The organism is Gordonia sp. 852002-10350_SCH5691597, assembly GCF_001665715.1.
Classification (GTDB): Bacteria; Actinomycetota; Actinomycetes; order Mycobacteriales; family Mycobacteriaceae; genus Gordonia; species Gordonia sputi.
This window is the reverse complement of the sequence record NZ_LZMO01000024.1, coordinates 15,596-35,277: the sequence shown is the minus strand read 5'-3', so window position 1 is coordinate 35,277 and position 19,682 is coordinate 15,596. Positions and strand designations below refer to the sequence as shown.

The 19,682-nt window shown below is 62.2% G+C and carries 19 protein-coding genes; 14 read left to right on the top strand and 5 right to left on the bottom strand.

The features are described 5' to 3' along the window. The first annotated feature begins 31 nt into the window (after positions 1-31). The 7 genes from menE to A5777_RS01920 all read left to right on the top strand — a co-directional run bounded on the left by menE (position 32) and on the right by A5777_RS01920 (position 8,059). Complete coding sequence (gene menE, locus A5777_RS01950) at positions 32-1,084, top strand: o-succinylbenzoate--CoA ligase (RefSeq protein ID WP_064861449.1); 1,053 nt, start codon at positions 32-34, stop codon at positions 1,082-1,084. A gap of 184 nt (positions 1,085-1,268) precedes the next feature. Beyond that, a complete protein-coding gene (locus A5777_RS01945; RefSeq protein ID WP_156529258.1) occupies positions 1,269-2,636 on the top strand; it encodes a hypothetical protein in 1,368 nt (455 codons plus the stop codon). Positions 2,637-2,642: 6 nt separating this feature from the next. Next, positions 2,643-3,500: a glycosyltransferase family 2 protein gene (locus A5777_RS01940; protein ID WP_064861447.1), complete on the top strand. Its 858-nt coding sequence runs from the start codon at positions 2,643-2,645 to the stop codon at positions 3,498-3,500. After that, positions 3,497-4,849: an O-antigen polymerase gene (locus A5777_RS01935; protein ID WP_156529257.1), complete on the top strand. Its 1,353-nt coding sequence runs from the start codon at positions 3,497-3,499 to the stop codon at positions 4,847-4,849. Before A5777_RS01940 ends, A5777_RS01935 begins: the two co-directional genes overlap by 4 nt. Next, the gene (locus tag A5777_RS01930; protein ID WP_005208576.1) at positions 4,846-5,943 is read left to right on the top strand and encodes a right-handed parallel beta-helix repeat-containing protein; all 1,098 of its coding nucleotides are present in this window, start codon (positions 4,846-4,848) and stop codon (positions 5,941-5,943) included. The genes A5777_RS01935 and A5777_RS01930 overlap by 4 nt, the downstream gene beginning before the upstream one ends. Next, positions 5,940-7,004: a glycosyltransferase gene (locus tag A5777_RS01925; RefSeq protein WP_064861445.1), complete on the top strand. Its 1,065-nt coding sequence runs from the start codon at positions 5,940-5,942 to the stop codon at positions 7,002-7,004. Before A5777_RS01930 ends, A5777_RS01925 begins: the two co-directional genes overlap by 4 nt. Next, entirely contained in the window at positions 7,001-8,059 is a 1,059-nt protein-coding gene (locus A5777_RS01920) for a glycosyltransferase family 4 protein (protein WP_064861444.1), read from the top strand. Before A5777_RS01925 ends, A5777_RS01920 begins: the two co-directional genes overlap by 4 nt. 17 nt (positions 8,060-8,076) lie before the next feature. Here the strand turns inward: A5777_RS01920 and A5777_RS01915 are convergent, their stop codons facing one another. After that, positions 8,077-9,051 carry a lipopolysaccharide biosynthesis protein gene (locus A5777_RS01915; protein WP_168431212.1) on the bottom strand — a complete coding sequence of 325 codons (975 nt, stop codon included), beginning with the start codon at positions 9,049-9,051 and terminating at the stop codon, positions 8,077-8,079. A 422-nt stretch (positions 9,052-9,473) separates the two neighbouring features. On the opposite strand from A5777_RS01915, the gene A5777_RS01910 reads away from it, so the two are divergent. Continuing rightward, a complete protein-coding gene (locus A5777_RS01910) occupies positions 9,474-10,874 on the top strand; it encodes a glycosyltransferase family 87 protein (protein ID WP_005208569.1) in 1,401 nt (466 codons plus the stop codon). Here the strand turns inward: A5777_RS01910 and A5777_RS01905 are convergent. Then, the gene (locus A5777_RS01905; protein ID WP_231894906.1) at positions 10,817-11,758 is read right to left on the bottom strand and encodes a polysaccharide deacetylase family protein; all 942 of its coding nucleotides are present in this window, start codon (positions 11,756-11,758) and stop codon (positions 10,817-10,819) included. The two genes, A5777_RS01910 and A5777_RS01905, sit on opposite strands and share 58 nt — an antisense overlap. Before the next feature lie 25 nt (positions 11,759-11,783). Then, positions 11,784-12,659 (bottom strand): hypothetical protein, encoded by an 876-nt coding sequence (locus A5777_RS01900; RefSeq protein WP_005208566.1) that lies wholly within the window; start codon positions 12,657-12,659, stop codon positions 11,784-11,786. A gap of 43 nt (positions 12,660-12,702) precedes the next feature. Here A5777_RS01900 and wecB point away from each other — a divergent pair, with 43 nt between their 5' ends. The 4 genes from wecB to A5777_RS01880 all read left to right on the top strand — a co-directional run bounded on the left by wecB (position 12,703) and on the right by A5777_RS01880 (position 17,574). Next, a complete protein-coding gene (wecB, locus tag A5777_RS01895; protein ID WP_231894905.1) occupies positions 12,703-13,857 on the top strand; it encodes a non-hydrolyzing UDP-N-acetylglucosamine 2-epimerase in 1,155 nt (384 codons plus the stop codon). A gap of 144 nt (positions 13,858-14,001) precedes the next feature. Beyond that, positions 14,002-14,874: a glycosyltransferase gene (locus A5777_RS01890; RefSeq protein WP_005208563.1), complete on the top strand. Its 873-nt coding sequence runs from the start codon at positions 14,002-14,004 to the stop codon at positions 14,872-14,874. Beyond that, positions 14,871-16,184 (top strand): FAD-dependent oxidoreductase, encoded by a 1,314-nt coding sequence (locus tag A5777_RS01885; protein ID WP_005208561.1) that lies wholly within the window; start codon positions 14,871-14,873, stop codon positions 16,182-16,184. The genes A5777_RS01890 and A5777_RS01885 overlap by 4 nt, the downstream gene beginning before the upstream one ends. A 25-nt stretch (positions 16,185-16,209) precedes the next feature. Continuing rightward, positions 16,210-17,574, top strand: coding sequence for a sugar transferase (locus A5777_RS01880; protein WP_005208559.1), 1,365 nt, complete (start codon positions 16,210-16,212; stop codon positions 17,572-17,574). Here the strand turns inward: A5777_RS01880 and A5777_RS01875 are convergent. Next, positions 17,568-18,122 carry an arsenate reductase/protein-tyrosine-phosphatase family protein gene (locus tag A5777_RS01875; protein WP_005208557.1) on the bottom strand — a complete coding sequence of 185 codons (555 nt, stop codon included), beginning with the start codon at positions 18,120-18,122 and terminating at the stop codon, positions 17,568-17,570. The two genes, A5777_RS01880 and A5777_RS01875, sit on opposite strands and share 7 nt — an antisense overlap. 164 nt (positions 18,123-18,286) lie before the next feature. On the opposite strand from A5777_RS01875, the gene A5777_RS01870 reads away from it, so the two are divergent. After that, positions 18,287-18,655 (top strand): histone-like nucleoid-structuring protein Lsr2, encoded by a 369-nt coding sequence (locus A5777_RS01870; RefSeq protein ID WP_005208556.1) that lies wholly within the window; start codon positions 18,287-18,289, stop codon positions 18,653-18,655. Between the two features lie 23 nt (positions 18,656-18,678). Here the strand turns inward: A5777_RS01870 and A5777_RS01865 are convergent, their stop codons facing one another. Next, positions 18,679-19,098, bottom strand: coding sequence for a hypothetical protein (locus A5777_RS01865; RefSeq protein WP_064861452.1), 420 nt, complete (start codon positions 19,096-19,098; stop codon positions 18,679-18,681). Positions 19,099-19,229: 131 nt separating this feature from the next. Here A5777_RS01865 and A5777_RS01860 point away from each other — a divergent pair, with 131 nt between their 5' ends. Next, positions 19,230-19,475, top strand: a complete 246-nt coding sequence (locus A5777_RS01860) for a hypothetical protein (protein WP_005208552.1) — start codon at positions 19,230-19,232, stop codon at positions 19,473-19,475. Positions 19,476-19,682: the final 207 nt, after the last annotated feature.

Sequence of the window (19,682 nt, the reverse complement as noted above, 5' to 3'; positions counted from 1 at the left end):
CCACGATGAGGGAGACGGCCGTGGGATAGAAATGAGTGGTCTGTTCAGTCCTGCGGACCGGCGAGCCGACGCCCTGGCCGCCGACGCCCCCATCGACGACGTCATCTCGCTCGTCATCTCCACCTCGGGCACCACCGGCACCCCCAAGGGCGCGCAACACACGCCCCACACCCTCACCGCGTCAGCGGCCGCGACGCACAAATACCTTGGCGGACCGGGCAATTGGCTCCTCGCGCTCGCCCCGCACCACATCGCCGGACTCCAGGTTCTCCTCCGCGCACTGGCTGCCGGGTTCACGCCAGGCGTCCTCGACGTCTCGTCCGGCTTCAATCCCGACGCCTTCGCCGACGCCCTCGACACCCTCGACGGTCCGCGCCGCTACACCTCGCTGGTTCCCACACAGCTCATCAAAGTCCTCGACTCCCCGCGTGCCACCGCAGCTCTCCGCAGCACCGACGCCCTCCTCGTCGGTGGCGCCGCAACCCCCGCCCCGCTCCTGCGCCGGGCACTCGACGCCGGCCTGCCCATCATCCGGACTTACGGCATGAGTGAGACCGGCGGCGGCTGCGTCTACGACGGCATCCCGCTCGAAGGCGTCACCATCACCATCCTCGACCCCTACCCCGAAGGCGTTGGGCGCGTGGCACTCTCGGGCCCGATGGTCGCGCACGGCTACCGTAATCTGCCCGAGCACCCCGCGTTCGCGACCCCCGGGACCTTCGTCACCGACGACCTCGGCCGCCTCGACGACGGCATCCTGAGCATCATCGGCCGCGCCGACGAAGCCATCACCACGGGCGGACTCACCGTGGTACCCCAGGTGGTCGAGGCCGTCATCCTCGATGACGACTCCGTGCGCGAGTGCGCCGTCGTCGGACTACCCGACGCCCGACTCGGCGAGAAGGTCGTGGCCTTCGTAGTTCCCTCCAACACAAGCACATTCGACGCCGAGCGCATCCGTGGCGCCGTCGTCGAACGACTCGATCGCTACGCCGCGCCGCGCGAGGTGATCGAGCTCAACGAGCTCCCGCTACGCGGCCCGGGCAAGGTCGACCGACACGCCCTGCGGGAACGCTTCAGCTGACCTTGTGCATTCCCGTGTCGCATCGTGGGGTTGCATCCACCGGCAACCCACGCGCGGGGGGTCTACGCAAATCCGACCGAACTGTGAGGAATTCATGTGAGTTTCGTCGCCTGAGGCGATATTTTTCAGCAAAGTTGGCGATCTCGGATAAGGTAGCAGCGAGTAAATAGGGGGAGTTCTTTTGATGCACGTACTAAATCGTGCCCAGCTGACCCGTGGGGTGGTTGCGCTGTGGCCGGTCACACTGTTGTGCGCTGTCCTGGGGGGCCTGGCCGGAGCACTGACGCAAACGGGTAACAGCGCGCACTCAGCCGAGGCGATGGTGCGGCTCGAGCAGCCCGCCAGCGTGTCTGCCGTGTTGAGTGGCCAACCGACATCGACCGACGAGCTGCAGAGTTATGTCAGTGGCGAGATCGCGTACCTCTCGGGTTCAGGTTTCCGAGAGAGCGTGAAATCGACGTTGGGCTCAGAAACCGATCCGTCGATCAGCGCGGTACAGAACAGCAATTCCGCAGTGGTGACGATCTCGGCGACTGCGCCCACAGAGATCGAGGCGAAACGCATCGTCGAAACTGCGATAACGACGTACTTGGATCACTCGTCGGGGGAGTTGCGGGATCGAAACACTGCCGCCCTGAATTCGATCAACAATCTGATTACCCAGCAGCAAAGCACCGGCCGGGGCGCTGGCGTCCAAGAACTACGCACGCAGGCCTCGGCATTGCAATTGCAGACAGCGGCCGGCGCACCAGCCATCGTTGTACAGCCTGCGACCCCGACTTCGGGATCTTCGTCGAACTGGGGAGTTACCGCGATCATCGGCGCCGTGGTAGGCGCGCTCGTCGCGCTCGGTGGCGCAGTCGTCTGGCGCAATCGCAAGCGATTCATCACCTCTTCGTCTGACGTCAGCGATATCGCCAAGACCTTCACCCCGACCCTTGCCATCGGCCGACCCGGCAGTTTCCCTTCTGAGTCCGAAAAAGCTGCGGCCAGAAGCTTTTTCGCGCAACTGGGCTCTCCAGACAGCGGCACGATCGTCGTCGTGGGAGCATCCCCGGAATCAGGAACACGTCGCGTGGGCGAACTAATCGCGGGAGCATCCGCACATCACGACGCCGTGCAAGTTGTCGAGTGCCTATCACTCGGCGTCGACCCTGATCTCGCTGACCACCTCAGACATGCCGACTACGTTGTTGTCGTTGCGCAGCAGTATGTTGATCGCCTGCCCGCCCTCACGTCCACGTTGAACTTGTTGCCCGTACCCGAATCGGGCTTCATTGCTGTGACACGTAAGCAGTGGCGGCTGGCGCTGGCGAATAGCAAGGAGACGGAGCAGCCGCGCGAGTCGCAGTCGGCCGTCATCGAACCCGAGCATGCGCCGAGTGTGACCGACGACGACCGCCAAGAAAGCGCTCGGGGCGACAACACTCAATACACCGACACCGACACCAACACCGACACCGACACCGACACCGACCAAAACGGCGCAGGCGAGTCAGCCGATGTTCCCGCAGGTGTCCGGCGTGAAGTTGCTACAGCAGATTCGGCCTGATCCGCAATGACCTCACCTCGAATTTCACTCGTATGCACCACCATCGGTCGACCCAGTGAGTTCCGTCGACTACTCGATTCGGTCGCCGCTTCATCGATTGCAGAACACGTCGAGTTCATCGTCGTCGATCAAAGCGACGACCAGCAGTGTGCGGCCCTGGTGACGTCAGCAGAGCTGCCCGGCCCCGTCAAAGCCACTCGGAGTGGACGCGGCGCCTCGACCGGGCGCAACGCGGGTACGCGATTGGTCACCGCGCCGATCGTGGCCTATCCGGACGACAACTGCTGGTACAGACCGGACACGCTGGAAGCGGCGACGCGGCTCCTCGAGACCGACACTGAACTTGCCGGAGTAAGTGGTATGCAGGTCACCGCCGATGGGCGGCCGTCAATGCAACGCTGGTTGCGACGACCAACGACCGTGTCGCGACTGAATTTTCCACGCACAAGTATCGCGAGCACGATTTTCCTCCGCACGGCGACGCTGCCTTCGCGCGCCCCATTCGACGAGAGCATCGGAGTCGGTTCACCCGGACTTCGCGGCGCGGGCGAAGAGTCGGACCTGGTCCTTCGGCTCATCGCAGCTGGGCACACACTCTCCTACGATCCGTCGATCCACATTCTTCAAGACGACGACCGTCACGCGATCACGGAAGCGTTCGTCGACAAGATGTTCAAGTACGGCGTAGGGAATGGTCACCTGTGGCGTCGCCACCGGCTGTCGGTCGCGCAGTTCGGTTACCACGGTGCCCGCAAGATCGTCGGCAGCGTCGTGCGCGACATTCGCGGTAACCGAATCCACGCTCGGGCCGACGTCGCGTACCTCCGTGGCGAACTCGTCGGCTACTTCGGCAGAGACCGGTGAAAGCACGCACTCCACGGGCAGTCTGGTGGATATCGCCGATTGCCATCGCCCTGGTGGTGGGTTCGCTGTCCTTGATACCGACCACCTTCATCAGCGACGAGGAGTTCCGCACGCTCTGGCGATCCCCACGGACTCTCGACAACGAGACGGTCGCGATGTTCGGGTCCGGTGTGCTGGTGTTGGCCCTCGCCGCACTGTTCGGGATGCTGCTGGTGCGGCGTCGCCCCGTCGCGGGCGGAGGCTGGCCTCCCCTGAGTTCGGATACACGAACCCTGTTGGTCCGCGCGAGTTCGGTGATGTTCGGATTGACAGTGTTGGGCTACGTCGGGTTCGGATATCTGATCGCCAAATCAGGCATCACACCGTCCGAATTGCTCAGCGCGACGGCGGCAGACGGTACGTCGGCAAAAGACGCGATCGGGACGATCGCGGGAGTCACCACTCTCACACAGTTCGGCGTACCCACTGTCGTCGTCGCTGCGCTCGTCCTGACGCAGGGGAAGAACAAGAAACAGATCGCAATCATCGCTTCCGTGATGCTGCTGGCAATCGGGCGTGCCTACGTCTTCTCGGAGAGACTCGCCGTACTGGAACTCGTTGTTCCACTGGCTGTCATCGGTAGTGCACGGATGGGCAACCGACACCGACGCGGAAATACCATCGCACAGTGGATTCCGCTCACGTCCCTGCCGCTCCTGCTTCTCGTCTTCGGATTGTTCGAGTATTTCCGTTCATGGTCGTTTTATCGAACCCGCACTTCCAACAGCTTCATCCAGTTCGCGGCGGATCGGCTCGCGGGCTACTACGCGACGGCGATCAACAATGGCCAGATCATCTACCAGAACATGCGGTGGCCAGGGCGAGTCCCCTACGACACACTCGAAGTCGTGTGGACGGCTCCGGGAATTGAGCACGTTTACAGCACTCTGCCCCCGCACCGGAGCGCCTTCCCTCTCGGCCCGTCCGACTACACGCCACTGCTGACCCAACATGCCAATCCGGAGTTCAACAATCCGAGCGGGTATACCGGACCATTCACCGATTACGGACCTTTCGGCGGACTTGCCTATTTTGCGCTTGCTGGCATCATTGTCGGCGTAACGTATCGCGCATTCGTCAACGGATCTCTGATTGGCCTCCTCATGTACCCGGTGATGTTCACAGGATTACTCGAAATGCCCCGCTATCTATACTGGGCGCAGGGCCGAGCGGCTCCAGCCTGGCTGGGTTTGCTTCTCATCGCGTTCCTCGCGACACGATTGAAAACGCCGGGAATGTCGACACCGTCGGACTGTTCCGCTCATCGCAGTGATCTCACTGTTCCGCGCGACGTTGAGATCACGGCATGAGCAAGCGCCACGTGACCGTGATCGGGTTGGTATCGCTGTCGATCCTTCTGCTGATCTCGGGGTGCGGTTCGGCCGCGACCGCGCCAGTGAACGCTGACCGGACCCAGGTTCTACAGAAGAAGTTCGACGCCCTGACACCCGGGTCGACTCTCCGATTGGACGGCGGTACCTACCGCCATTCCGGAGCTCTCAAGATCCGGGTACCGAACGTCACCATCACAGGTGATAACACGGTGCTCGCCGCGACGAACGACTTGAGTTCATCTGTACAGGTGAGTGCCAATGGGGTGAGCATCTCGGGTATCACTTTCAACGGGGCAACTCGCGGACAGCGGCAGACCGGCCTGGATCAGCACAAATTGGTGATCAGCGGACAGAACGACACCGTCCGCGATGTGACGATCAACGGCTCGGCCGCTGCCGGCCTCTTCGTCGACGGTGCGAAGAACTTCACCATCGATCGCGTGAATGTCTCGAACACCCTTGCCGATGGCGTTCACATCACCAACGGGGCGAGCGGTGGCTCGGTGAGCAACGTGACGACGTCCGGTACCGGCGACGACGGTGTGGCCGTCGTGAGCTACGCCAATGGCGGACTGTGCTCCGATATCAAGGAAACGAACATCACTGTGAACGGAAACCGGTGGGGTCGCGGAATCAGCGTCGTCGGAGGCATTCGCATTAGCATCAACGGTTTGAACGTCTCCAATACCGCTGCGGCAGGCCTGTACATCGCCAGCGAGGGCAATCCGTTCTATACCCATTCGGTGTGGCAGGTTTCGGTGGCGAGCGGCACGATAACGTCTGCCAACGTCGGCACCGCCGTTCAGGGTGCGATATTGGTCTACGCCGGAAACCGCGGTCACGGCATCGACTCAGTCCGGATAGCCGACGTAACCATCAAGTCAACCCCGGCGAAGGCAGGCCGCGACGTCGCGGTGCTCGCCGACGGGGGCGCACCGATCAGCAATATCTCATTCACACAGATTGCTCTGGTCGATAGTTCGGTTCAACCCTTCGTCACCAACGTGCCACGCCAGATCAGTACCACATCGCGGTGGTCTCGCAATCAAATCCCACTCGAGGTGAAATGACCAGTCACACAACTGGCCGTCAACTCATCCACGTCACGGAGTCCTTCGCGAGCGGGACCGCAGCCGCAATCGGCGACTACGTGCGCAACTATCCCGACGTCGAGCACCACCTCGTCTACGCCACACGTGCCGAGGCAACGGTGGATGTTGAGTCGTTGGGCCAGTTCGCTTCGACGATCGAACTTCCGGAAGGAACCGCGAACAGGATCCGGTTCCTCAACGGCACCGTGCGGGACAAGGGCCCGGCTGTTATTCATGCACACTCGAGCAAGGCCGGGGTATACGTTCGATTGGCGCTGCGAAACTCACAGCGCACCCCCATCGTGTATACGCCGCATTGCTACGCGTTCGAACGGCGCGACGTACCCGGCGTGATCCGAACCGGATTTCGGTTCGCAGAGTGGCTGCTATCGTTCAACACTTCTGCAATCGGCGCATGTTCCCCGCGCGAACGGGAGCTCTCGGAGTGGCCCGTATCGAATCCCAGGACTGTCCTGGTGCCCAACGTGACCCCCTCACACATACCCCAACATCAGCGGACGGCGTCAACACGATTGCGAATCGCCGGCAACGGGCGATTGGGGCCGCAGAAGGACGCGCACTTCTTTGCCGAGTGTGTCGCATCTGCGCGTCGCTCCGGCACCGACTTCGAGGCCGTGTGGATCGGCGGCGGCGACGAAGAGAGCGCCCGGCTCCTACGTAGCGCGGGCGTCGATGTCACGGGTTGGCTGAGTCGTGAACAGGCATTGAAGACACTTGCTGCGGCTGATGTCTACCTCCACACAGCCCAGTGGGAGGGCTTTCCGATCTCCATCCTCGAGGCCGCGACGGCCGGCCTTCCGGTGATCGCACGCGCACAGCCGTACGTGCACGGTTTCCGCATGCCGATGACGATCGACCATCCCTCGCAGCTCGAGCCTCTACTCAAAGCTCTCGCTGATCCCGAAACCTACGCTGCCACAACCGAGTCGACCCAACGCGTACTCGCCGACAACACCGACGACGCGCAACGCGCAGCGCTCGGACGACTCTACGATCGGTTCTTCCAGAAGGTCATATGAGCGAGATACACATCAATGGCAAGTGGCTCGCGCAATCGATGACGGGCACCCAGCGTTACGCCAACGAGATGGTACGCGCGCTCTTGACACTTGCACCGGAACGCCGGTTCGTCGTCGACGTTCCCGCAGACGCCGAGGTGCCGGAGTGGCTGGTCGACAGTGGTGCGCGGGTGCATCGTTCGCGCTGGAGCGGCGTCACCTTCGAGCAGCTTGACCTGCCACTGACCACCCGTGGTGCGCTTCTTCTCAATTTTGCCGGACCTGCACCGCTGCTCAAGCGCAAACAGCTGGTCACGATGCATGACGCAACCCCGTTCCGGTTTTCGTCGACTTTCCGACGGTCGTTTGTCGCCTTCTACGCCGTGATGTATTTCCTGCTGTCGCGGACGGCAGCACACCTCGTCACCGTATCCCGGTTCAGCGCTGGCGAACTCGCCGATTTCCTGCATGTTCCCGCTGAACGATTCGATGTTGCACACTGTGCGGCAGACGGTTTCGACGCGGTCGACGAGCACGCACCCGACCTCGGTGACACAGTCGACATCGCGAAATCCGTCGTCGTAGTCGGCACCCTCGCCCAGCACAAGAATCTTCCCGAGCCCGTCAACGCGCTGGTGTCCGAGGGTTTTCCGGTCATTGTCGTGGGAGCGTCGGGCAATCCTCAAGTGTTCAGCGATGCTTCGCCACTTGCCGCTGGCGCAACCGTCGCCGGACGCCTGGATGATGCCGAGCTCGCATACCTGTATCGACATTGCCGCGCGTTGGTCTTCCCGTCGCGGTACGAGGGCTTCGGACTGCCGGTTGTCGAGGCGCAGGTGTCGGGCTGCCCGGTTGTGTGTAGTGATGCGGCGTCGATCCCCGAGGTTGCGGGCGAGGCAGCAGTGTTCTTCGCTCCGGGTGATGCTCAGGCGATGATCGACGCCGTACGCCGCGTGTCCGAAGACACCGGGTTGCGCACCAAGCTGATTCGCATGGGACACGATAACGCGCGCAGATTCTCGTGGCGGCTGTCCGCCGAGCGTGTGCTCGAAGCGATCACACCGTCAATTCACTGACGACACGTCGAAACCCATCAGCGGAACGTCGACAATGACGACCGCACAGCGAAACTCGGTCGTGGTGTGCCTTCGAGAACCCTACGGGCACTGAGCCATTGGACTACCGCGGTCAACGTCACCGCACACGCCGATACGATCGCCAACGCCATCGGTCCGCCCTCGACCGCCGCCAAGATGCCTGCAGGCACCGCACACACCAGAACAGCAAACGCGGCCCAAGCCGCCCGATCGATGTTGTCGCTGATGACCAGCATCGTGATGTTTCCACCCAGCGCAGTTTTCGCGATGCCGCCCGCCGCCAGGACAAGGAGTAGCGGACCCGCAGCCGACATCGACGGGCCGTAGGCCCACGAGACCATGGTCTCCCCCAACACTGCCAGCACAGCGATGATCAGAAGTGTCACGAGCGTCCCCAGCGTTGCCACTGCCGCGAGCACAGACACCACGCGTTCCCGGTTCCCCGCAACCCATTCCCGCGCGACGACGGGGGTCACGGCGAGCGATGCGAGACTCTCCAGGATCGTGACCTGCAGCGCCAACGTTGCAGCAGCGGCATAGGTGGCGGCGTCGTGGGGCGTGAACACGAAGTTGGCCAGCCAGATGGTTGCCGGAAGACACACGAACGCAGAGAGGTCGAGGACGAAGAGCTTGGCGCCGTTCCGTATCGGATCCCGCAAGGTGCGCAATTGTCCTTCGCTGATCAACGACACTTGAGCACGGCCGACGATCAGCGCGGCCGCCAACTGCATCACGGCCACCGCGGTGTACACCGCGAGAACTTCCGTCAACGACGATTTGTCGAATGCGAAAAGAAGTAGAGCGACCGCCGGAAGCACGATCGTGCTGCGGACATGGTGCGTGGTCAACACGGCCATTCCTACTCGACCGTGGGCGGCGAATATATCACTGAGCGTGAGCCGCATCGACTCGACGATGACCACGACGACGGTCAGGATCAGTACGGGCCAGTACTGCCTTTCGCCCCGCATAGCCCACGTCGCAATGAGACCGATGAATGGCGCACTGATCACCGAGAGTACGAGTGTCGCGCGGAGGTGGACGGAGGCGATACGCCTCGCCTCTGCGCTAGTCTTTGCCGTCGGTAGCAGCCGTATCACGTTCGGTCCCAAGCCGAGTCGACCTACCATCGGGCCGATCGACAATGCCGCCAGAATTGCGAAGAAGACAGCGGCCTGTCTCAAATCAAGTGCCCGATACGCGACAATCGTCATCGCGAAGGTGCACAGCAAACCCATACCCGCAGCCACGAAACGAAGGCTAAAACTTCGCCTGACCTCGACAGTTGAATTCTCGGTGACCGTCATCGCGAGCCGCCCGACAATCGCTTCTGCACATTCTCTGTGTAAAGTGAGCAGGCAGTTCTGCGCCCTGATCGGACGGAGGTGACCCGATGCCGCTGAGTCCTAGGTTCGCCAACCGCTGGGAGCTTCCTACTCTCGGCGCCTCCCTGGCCGTGGCGATCGCCCTCGCATTCGCGCTCGCGCGGAAAACCCTGGCCGACCGGATCCGCGCTGACGAAGCCGTCGAATGCGGTGCGCACCTGTGCCACCTGTCGCTCGTCGATTTTCGCGACGCGACGTGGCGCCCGGTGACCTGGTTCATCACGGGGAACAATCCCTACGACACTGAGACGTACCTGCAACATTTCCCCAACTCTCTGGATTACCCGACGTATGCGCCCGGCCATCTCGTCCTGTGGGCCCCGCTTGGATGGATGGACTGGCGAGCAGCTGGCCTGCTCGAGACAGTCGTCGCCATGGCCGTCATCGTCGCTACGGGCTGCTGGCTCGGATTGCGTGCCGCTGAACTCACCCCCGCAGCACTGATTCCAGCTGGACGCGAGGGTGCCATCAAGCGCGCGGTGGCGGCAACGTGGGGAGCGATTCTCCTGCTGTTGTGCCGCCCGGTGACCCTTGCCTACTACCTCGGTCAGCCGAGCATTGTGTACGTCTTGCTCGCCGTTCCCGCAATTATGGTGCGTAACAAGTACATTGGTGTGATACTCGTCGCAGTCTGCTGCATGAAGCCGCATATCGGACTCGCCGTAGTGGTTGTCCTTCTCGCCCGTGGGGCGTGGCGCCGAGCGTTGATCGGCGTCGGATTCGCCACACTCGTCTCCCTCGCCGCGACACCGGTGATGGCCGGCGGAATCTCGGGTGTCCCAGGCTGGTTCAGCAGTCTGGTCGGCAACATCAGCGAATCGTCCACCAGAAGAACAACGGACTGGCTCGACGAGCGCATCGATATCGTCGGGAGCCTGCAGCACGCTGGATTCGGCGTATCCACCCTCACTACGGTTGCGGTCGCAGTCGCCGGCGTCGTCGCCGCCTACGTCGTGGTGCGACGAACGCCGTTCCGGTTTGAGTGGATTGCCGTCCTGCTCGGGCTGTCGTTGATCACCTTGACCCTTTACCACCTCAGTTACGATGCCGCGTGGCTCATTCCGCCGATCGTCCTCGGCGCATTCGAAGTAGCCCGTGATAGCCGAGTCCGCAGGCGCCTCGCGCCCGGCTTGGTACTCCTGTTCATCGGAGCAGGTATATCGCACTACTACGCGGTCGATCAGCTGGGCCAAGCCTTCGGCGTCGAGAACTTTTCCATCTGGCTGATGCGCGTGCTGCTGGTCGCCGGGACCGTCCTCGTGATCGCTGGGCTGTGGGCGGTGTTGCGCACGGGCCGAGGGGCCGTCGTCCCTGTGGACGCTGCCGGCGCCGGCGTTCAAACTACGCATGGTCACCCGACCTCCACGGCAGGCATCGACACTCCCGGGGCCGACATCGCGTCGACGTGATCGCCTGTACCCACGACATCGAAGTTGGCCTGCATCGTACGGATGACCCACGCCATGAATGCGTTCTTCTCTTCAGCGCGAATACCCATCCCAGGGAAGAACGCCATCTCTGCCACGTCCCGCCCGTCGAGCAGGTCGGTGGGATGAATCAACATCGACATGCCCACTCCGCGCAGGCGACACATCCGGACCGCAGCGAGAAAGTACCCCCGGGCCAGACGCGGAGAGATCGAATACAGCTGAACGAGGTACGACCCGTGCACCGGAACCCGCGCAAGCGGAAGCGTTGTCACGGGCAGTTCCACGAGATCGCCGCTCGACGTCGACATCCGATGCGGGTGGAGACTCCGTCGCACCTGCCCGAATCCGCCGAACAGGTCCGCCCGGTCTTCCCGTTGTTCATCTGTCAGCTCGGCGCCGCGGAAGTGCTGATAACGAGCGAGCGGACCGATCCAGGTGGGCAACACGCTCGCGTCGTAGCGGTAGCCACGCTCGATGAGAAGTCTGAACAACTCTGGCGTGTGGCTGTAACCAGGTGCCCGAAAACCTACTGGCGCAGGCGCACCAGCGGCCACGATCGCCTCATGAGTTCTGTCGACCTCCGAAGCGAGCTGCGCGGCGTCGTATCTCTGCAACCACGGCTCGTGTTCGAATGAATGATTACCGATTTCGTGGCCGAGTCCGCTGAACACGGAGACCGCATCGGCACCGTCATCACGCACGGCGTCAGCACCGATGACGAAGACCGTTGTGCGCTGGTCGAGTTCACCGAACAGTTCGACGATCCGCGGCACTGCCACCGGCAGGTAGCTGGGACGGGCCTCCCACTCGGGGTCCCCGTGTGTCTTCAGGTACGACCAGACGTTGTCCAGATCGACCGACACACTCGCAATTGTCGACGAGTTCATCTCACCCCTCTGCCATGTAGATCTCGACCGCGTCAGTGCGGCCGATCTTCGACGACTCTGCCGCGCGACGCCGCCGCGAATCGATCCCCGCCATCGCGGCAACTCCGCCGACGGAGATCAGGACGCCAACGATCACCCACAGCGCCCGTCCCTCAGCGATGCGGTCACCGAGGAGCAGCAGCCCGACGACCGACCCCACCACCAGCGTCGTCGAATCCATCACCGACCCGACTACCGTCGTCGACCCGCGCGCGAGCGCAAGCGCCATCTGCACCTGCCCGACCACCGCGGTGGCGAGCACTATCCACGCCAATGGATCACCGACAAGCCCAACGCCGATGTGCGACGCAACCGGTCGGCCCGCCACCGCGAGTACCGCAAAACTGACTCCCGCCAGACACGCGAGCGGTACGGCCCCAGCGCACCGTGACGCGGCGAACGTTGCCCCCGTCACCACGACCGTCAGAATCGCAAAGCCCAGGAGTGCACCCCCACTGATGTCATACGCATTCGATGGACGCGACGCAGCGAGCAGCATCGCGACAGCACCCGCCATGGCGACGAATACCGCGAGTTCACTCGTCGAGGTCTGCCGTCCGAGAACTGCGTAGCCAATGAATGCAGCAAGCGCCACGGACGCGCACACCGCGCCTTGCACCAAGTAGATCGGAAGATTCGCGCGGGCGAGAAAAGCGAGCACGAAACCCGCTGTCTGACAGAGAAATCCGACGATATACAGCGGATCTCCCGCCAGCCTGGCCAACGCCTGAAAGCGCACGCCGAGCTGTGGCTGCCGCTTGGCACCCACGCTCTGACACACCAACCCCACCGCATAGGTCCCCACCGCTGCAGCGAGATAGAAATAGTCGATTTTCACGTCAACTCGAATCCGCCCCATTAAGTATCCCACACTCGGGAATGTGAGTAGTCTATCGCGGGTGCAGACCGTTCACCTAGTTGCCGGAACTCGCCCAGAAGCCATCAAGCTTGCACCGCTCTATCGTGAGCTCGGCAAACTAGGGTTCGACGCGCAGCTGGTGGCGAGCGGACAGCACCCGACAATGGTCAGAGATTCATTGCGCGTCTTCGGAATCGCACCCGATCTGACGTTGGAACTCGATCGCGGCGACGGCGGCTTGCCAACGCTGATATCAGCTCTAATCGCCAACCTTTCCAGCTTGTGGTCCACCAAGCACCCTGACGCTGTCGTCGTTCAGGGGGACACGACAACCGCACTGGCTGGCGCACTGGCCGCATTCTGGGCAAAGATTCCCGTGGTACATCTCGAAGCGGGATTGCGCTCGCACGACCTTCACTCGCCGTTTCCCGAAGAGGCAAACCGCAAGCTGATCGGGCAGATCGCCGACTTCCATCTCGCGCCGACTTCACGCGCGGAACGCAATCTCATCGGCGACGGAATTCCCGCAGATCGCGTGTACGTGACCGGAAACACAGTAATCGACGCTGTGCTGCGCATCGCTGCCAGCCTTCCGCAGACCACCGCCCTGCCGACACCACTGATCCTGTTGACAATGCATCGCCGTGAGTCGTGGGGAGATCCCCTCGAGCAGGTACTCGACGCAGTGGCGCAGCTCCTGGCGGAGTATCCGACACTGCACGTGCTGTGCCCCACGCACCCCAATCCTGCTGTCCGACAACAGGTCCACCTGCGCCTCGGGGAGCATGACCGGGTGACTCTCACCGATCCACTCCCCTACGAAGAGCTCGTAGGTGTGATGAAAGCCTCGACTCTCATCATCTCCGACTCGGGCGGCATCCAAGAGGAGGCGCCAACCTTCGGGGTGCCCGTCCTCGTTGCGCGTGACGTCACAGAGCGAATCGAGGCAATTGAGTACGGCTGTGCAATTTCAGTCGGCACCGATCGCAACATAATCCTCACAACCGCGCGACGACTATTGGACGACCCAGAGGCGCGCTCCGCCATGAGAAGTCGCACGAATCCATTCGGCGACGGTCTCGCAGCTTTCCGAAGTGCACAGGCAATCGCGCGACTGCTGAACGGACACACCGAGCTTCCTGCCCCATTTTCGATGAGTGTGCACCCCGTCACATAATTCGTTCGCAAGTCGAAAAATTGCCGGGCGCATGTTGATCATTCGTCTACACGAACATGGCAATCCGGACTGAGTGGTGTTAGTGTGAATCCACCATTCGTTATCCGACAGGGGGAGTCGGATCGTTCCTGGGGGGGGAAGAATATGGTCGTTGACTCAATCGCGGGTCAGACCGGTGTCGTTCGGTCGGATGACACACGTGTGCGCGATTCCACGACTAGCGTCTCGGCCGGTCATGACATCGGACATCTGACGCGCGTACGCACAATGCACCTGGTACTGCCGGCGTTCAACGAAGAAGACTCTCTGCAGCCACTCTTCGAGCGACTCCGTCGGACCGAATTGCCAATTCACTTGAAAGCGTGGGTGATTGACGACGGTTCGAGCGATAGTACCGCGGCAGTGGCGTCACGTGGACTCGAAGGACTCGACGTCCAACTGGTTCAGCACCGCGTCAACCAGGGCCTGGGACGCGCGGTCCAGACCGGAATCCGTGCCGCACTCAACGCCGCGTCGTCGGACGACATCATCGCGATCATGGATGCCGACAACACGCACGACCCGGCGTTACTCGCTGCGATGATCGCCGCAATCGACGACGGTGCCGATCTTGCCGTCTCTTCCAGGTTCACCCCTGGGGGAGATGACACCACGGCACCTCCATTTCGACGGCTGCTGTCGCGAGGCGCAGCAGGTGTCTTCTCGAGGTTGATCGCGATCGAAGACCTCCACGATTTCACGTGTGGTTACCGCGCCTACCGAGTCTCACTGCTCCGGCGCGCATCTGAGTACTGGGGCGAGAGTCTTGTCACCGAACAGGGTTTCGCGTGCATGGTGGAGCTCCTGATGAAGCTCCGGCATCTCCAACCCCGCGTCGTCGAGGTTCCCTTGGTGCTCCAGTACGACCTGAAACAGGGTGCGTCCAAGCTCAAGCTCGCGTTGACGCTGCGGCAGTATGCGAAACTCGTTCTGCGCGAACAAATGACACCTGCCCCGGTTCTGGCGGCCCGAGATTGAGTCCCCAGAATTCTGCCGGCGTCACCGTCATCGGCGGAGGCATCGCCGGCTTGGTTGTCGCGTACCGTCTGACCCAGCGCAACGTTCCCGTGGTCCTGCTCGAACAAGGACCACAGCTTGGCGGGCTTGGCGTCGAGGGCCATATCGACGGTCATCTGATCGAACGCTTCTACCACTGTATCATGCCGAGCGACGACGCCCTGCTACAACTCCTCGACGACCTCGGTCTTCGTGAGTCGATCGAATGGCGTTCCACCACAATGGGAATGGTGGTCGAGGGCGATCGCTATCCCTTCAACACGCCGATCGACCTGCTCAGGTTCAGTGCGCTGAAACCGAGCCAGCGAGTCAGGTTCGGAGCAGTGTCCGTGGCGCTCCGCTACCTCGGTCGGGGCAAAGACCTCGACCACATGACCACGCAGGCATGGTTGTCCGGGCTCTACGGCGACGCCATCTGGACCAAAATGCTGCAACCGATGTTCGGCGCCAAGTTCGGTGACTCGTTTGCACGCGTTCCTGCTCGCTACATCTATGAACGTCTCGGTAGAGAGAAAAACGTGGCGGTGCGCGGCTATCCGCGCGGCGGATACCGATCAATCGTGGAGGCACTCAGCAAGGCCATCCGCGACGGTGGCGGCATCATCGAGACATCGGCTCGCGTTGCCGCCGTGCACAACAGGGTCGACGGGGTCGAGGTGGTACTCGACAACCGCGTCGTCACAAGTGATTTCGCGGTGTCGACTGTTCCGATCCCCGTGCTCCACCAGTTGGCAGACGACGACCTCCGACCCTCTCTGCCACCAGCAGAACACGCGTATCAGGGCGTGGTGAACGCCGCATTCCTGCTCCGCAAGCCACTAGATGGCCACTACTGGAGCCCGGTGATCGGTTGCGACACCGAGTTCGACGGCGTCATCGAGATGTCCGCGTTGTCGGGGACTTCTCGCTACGGAGACCATTCGCTGGTCTACACCATGAAGTATTGCGACCGGAATTCACCACTCTTTCAAGAAGATCCCGAAGTGGTTGCCGGTCGTTGGGCGACTCAACTGTGCGCTCTGTATCCGGATCGGATCACCCACGACGACGTGGTTGCGGTCGCAGTCTTCAGAGCCCCCTTCGTAGAGCCGATCCCGTTCGTCGGCCAGTCACATCACAGATCGGATGGCCATGTACCAGACACAAGAATCAGCATCGCCACGACCACTCAGCTCTTTCCAGACGTTACGAGCTGGAATTCCTCGACCCGTCTGGCAGAACGGATCGCACAACGCATCGCAACCACAGCCATCCCCGTCGGCACGCCGTAACGTCACCACCCGGTTCCATGCGCGCGTGCTCCGAACTGCCGAGATCGTCAGCGTTTTCGGCGGTATCGCATTCGCTGTCGCGATAAGCAACGACGTCCCTGTCGCCAAGTCGGTGGCCGAGCGCGTGGTGTTCGGCATCGGGATGGCGGTGTGCTGGGTACTTCTCCTGGCTCGCGAGGATTCGACCAACCAACGGATACTCGGGCGCGGCATCGAAGAGTTCGTTCGCGTCTTCGTCGCGACCGGCAAGCTTCTGGCGATCGTGGCCGTCGTGGTGCTGGTTCTCGGAGTTCCGATACCTCGTCAGACGTTGGGTATCGCATTCATCTGCGGCTTCGTCGGTTGCATGTCCGCGCATCTGGTCAGCACGGTGTATATCGGTTCACGCAGGCGACGCCACGGTGCCGCCTCGACCCGCGTGCTGATCGTTGGAACGCCGGAATCGGCAGTACAGATGCGCGACACGATGACAAAGAACCCAGCGTTGGGATACGTACCGGTCGGCATCGTCGATCCGCCCGTCTCGACGATCCAGGACCCCACCATGATCGAGGACCCCGGATACATCGTCGGGGCCGCCCGGAATGCTGCCGCAGAGTACATCGTCATCGCGTCGTCGACTCCTCTCGAGACGGAATGGCTGCGTGCCTTGCGTTTCGGCCTGTCAGAAGCAGGCGTCGGTCTGCTGATAGCGCCGTCGCTGGTCGGTCTGGCCCGCCCCAAGGTCACCCTGGAGTCCATCGGAGACGTCCCTCTCATCCACGTCGACGAGCCCGGCTACAGCAGCCGCTCCGGATGGGGCAAGGCATTGTTCGATCGCGCTGTCGCAACGGCGGGACTGCTTGTGCTTTCGCCGCTACTGCTGGCCGTCGCGATCGCGATCAAGGTTTCTGATCGCGGTCCGGTCTTCTACCGTCCGGAGCGAATCGGCCGCGAAGGCGCGACTTTCCGGATGTGGAAGTTCCGCTCGATGTACCAGGACGCCGACAAGCGGCTCGCCGACTTGCGGGCCAACGGCGCGATACCCGACGACCAGTTCTTCAAGATGCAAAAGGACCCGCGCATCACTGCCGTCGGACGAATCATCCGCCGGACGAGCATTGATGAGTTCCCGCAGCTACTCAACGTGATCTTCGGCGAGATGAGCCTTGTCGGACCGCGGCCACTCGTCCACGGCGAGGGACACACCTTCCCGGGATTCGTCGAACGACGCCAACTCGTGAAGCCGGGTATGACCGGATTGTGGCAGGTGTCCGGCCGATCGGACACCACCGATGAGCAGCGTGTCGAGTTGGATGTGTATTACGTGGAGAATTGGTCGATCGAGCAGGACGTGCGAATCCTCTTACGCACGATTGTCACGGTTGCCCGAGGCGACGGAGCCTACTGATCCTGCGTGTGGATCGCCCACTCGACCACTGCCGCAACGTGCGGTTCGACCTCCCGGTAGACGCGCTCGAAATCCGTCTTCGGCCGCCCCATCGGGTCGAGGATGTCGAGGTGCGCGGAGTTGGTGTCGATACGGCCGCGCGACGCCATGATCGTCTCGATACTCGGCGCGGAGTCGGCTTCTCGCTGTGCGTCTCCGTTGAGGATCGAGACCAATTCGACGAATTCGATCAGTGTGAACATCCGCTTCCATCGCACGGGTAGCATTCGCTGGCCTGCTGCGCGATGTTCACGCGTCATGCAGAGTACGAGGTCGGCGGGCTGCAATATCCTGGGGTGTAGATAGCGAGATTCGAAATCCGCTGTGTCGACACCATTCTCGTTGAGGACCTCGGCCGCGAAGGGATGCATCGGCTGACCGTTGAGTGCTCCGACACCGGCGCTCGACGCACCGAGGTTGACGCCTCGCGTTGCCGCGATATCCCGACAGATGCGCTCACCGATCGGCGATCGGCAGATGTTGCCGGTACATACGAATAGCGCGTCCATACACTCAAACCTATCGCGGGTGCGAATTGGGGCTGTCACCAGCGAGTCCCGGCCCCGAATATCCGATATTCACGTTACTCAATCGCGTGCCATAAATCCGCGCGCCGAGCCTGCATTCCGTGTCCGTCCCCCGTACAGCGGACCCCATCAGTTAACCTCAACGCATGGCAACCATCCGCTCAGTCGCATTTGTTGATGATCTGGACGGTCGGGAGATCGATCTCGACGACGTCCATACCGTGTTGTGGTCTTGGCTCGGCGTCGAGTATCAGCTCGATATTTCGAGTGCGAATCTCGACAAGGTCGAGAACGGCCGTGTCACCGTCGCCAAACTCCTCGAGGCTTCTACGAGAATCGGCGGCCGCAAGCAGTCCACGGCGCCTCGCGTGACCACAAAGAAGTCGTCCGGCGTGACGAAGTCGGCGGCGTCGACGAGTGATATTCGGGAGTGGGCAATCGAAGAAGGGTACGAGGTCGGTCCCCGTGGCCGTCTGCCCAAGGAGATCGTCGAGGCGTACGAAGCCGCTCACTGACGCGCTTTGGCTCGGGGATCGGCTCAGATCCCCGAGCACGAACTACCGAGATCCAACCGCCGACCGACGTCGGCCCAACGCAGCTTCCAGCGCGAATCCCCTTGTCGCGCACCAAGAACAAAGCGCCCTTCGACAACCGGGCTCCAATGGAAGATCGCGACATGCCTGTGCGGTACGACATCGAAGGTGAACCGCAGTAGTTTTCCGTTCGCCAGCCGCGTCGGTTGGCGCACAGAGAATGTCACAGGATCGTCGTTGGCCGCGCGCGCGCTGAGCGTGTAAGTGCAGCCGGCGCCGTACTTTCCGGTGCCGCCCGGTTGCGCGATGGTCAAGGCGCTCACCGCAGCATGCGCGTCTGCGGGGGTCGCACTGATGGCCGTGCAGACGGTTATGGCCGCAGCCACCGCTGCCCGGCGAACCCATGACCGTGCCTTGCGCGTCATCCACATCTCCCCGTGCGTATCGACTATGCGACGCGCTCAAGACTATCGATCACTTGAGACATTTACGTGATTCACAGTGTTTACCGACGTCGAATCGGCTCGTCGGATCAGGAGAAGGCACAATTTAGCGGGTGCGCGCCCCCGACTTCTTCCACGCCCTTGTCCTTCTCAATCTGCTCTTCGCGACCGGGCTATGGGCGCTTCTCCGGCCATCGCGCCGCGCATCGTTGGCGCTGGCCTGCGTCGCCGTTGCCTGGGTGATCTGGAACGGCCCGATCGAGGGCGCCACCCTGATCGCCTTCTCCTCGCGGCACGGCGTCACCGAATCCGACCTCCTATCGCTGATCGCGCTCTGCATAGCCGGCTACTCATCATGAACGCTCGCATCGTCGACGGCGTGATGGTGCGGTCCGGCGAGGTGGTCGCCGTAGGCGATACGGCCGACGGGCCGATGCAGTACCGAGCGCTCTGCCGTCGGCATCATATGGCGGGGATGGTAGCTTCCGGCGCCTGAAACCGCGCAGAATCTCCCCGACTGGGAACGGTTGTTGGACAGCAGTATTGATCGCGCAGTGTCGACCGCC

Excerpts from the sequence above, each read along its gene's own strand:
- menE (WP_064861449.1), top strand. The coding sequence starts at position 32 with ATGAGTGGTCTGTTCAGTCCTGCGGACCGGCGAGCCGACGCCCTGGCC.
- A5777_RS01945 (WP_156529258.1), top strand. The coding sequence starts at position 1,269 with ATGCACGTACTAAATCGTGCCCAGCTGACCCGTGGGGTGGTTGCGCTG.
- A5777_RS01940 (WP_064861447.1), top strand. The coding sequence starts at position 2,643 with ATGACCTCACCTCGAATTTCACTCGTATGCACCACCATCGGTCGACCC.
- A5777_RS01930 (WP_005208576.1), top strand. The coding sequence starts at position 4,846 with ATGAGCAAGCGCCACGTGACCGTGATCGGGTTGGTATCGCTGTCGATC.
- A5777_RS01925 (WP_064861445.1), top strand. The coding sequence starts at position 5,940 with ATGACCAGTCACACAACTGGCCGTCAACTCATCCACGTCACGGAGTCC.
- A5777_RS01920 (WP_064861444.1), top strand. The coding sequence starts at position 7,001 with ATGAGCGAGATACACATCAATGGCAAGTGGCTCGCGCAATCGATGACG.
- A5777_RS01915 (WP_168431212.1), bottom strand. The coding sequence starts at position 9,051 with ATGCGGGGCGAAAGGCAGTACTGGCCCGTACTGATCCTGACCGTCGTC.
- A5777_RS01910 (WP_005208569.1), top strand. The coding sequence starts at position 9,474 with ATGCCGCTGAGTCCTAGGTTCGCCAACCGCTGGGAGCTTCCTACTCTC.
- A5777_RS01890 (WP_005208563.1), top strand. The coding sequence starts at position 14,002 with ATGGTCGTTGACTCAATCGCGGGTCAGACCGGTGTCGTTCGGTCGGAT.
- A5777_RS01875 (WP_005208557.1), bottom strand. The coding sequence starts at position 18,122 with ATGGACGCGCTATTCGTATGTACCGGCAACATCTGCCGATCGCCGATC.
- A5777_RS01870 (WP_005208556.1), top strand. The coding sequence starts at position 18,287 with ATGGCAACCATCCGCTCAGTCGCATTTGTTGATGATCTGGACGGTCGG.
- A5777_RS01865 (WP_064861452.1), bottom strand. The coding sequence starts at position 19,098 with ATGACGCGCAAGGCACGGTCATGGGTTCGCCGGGCAGCGGTGGCTGCG.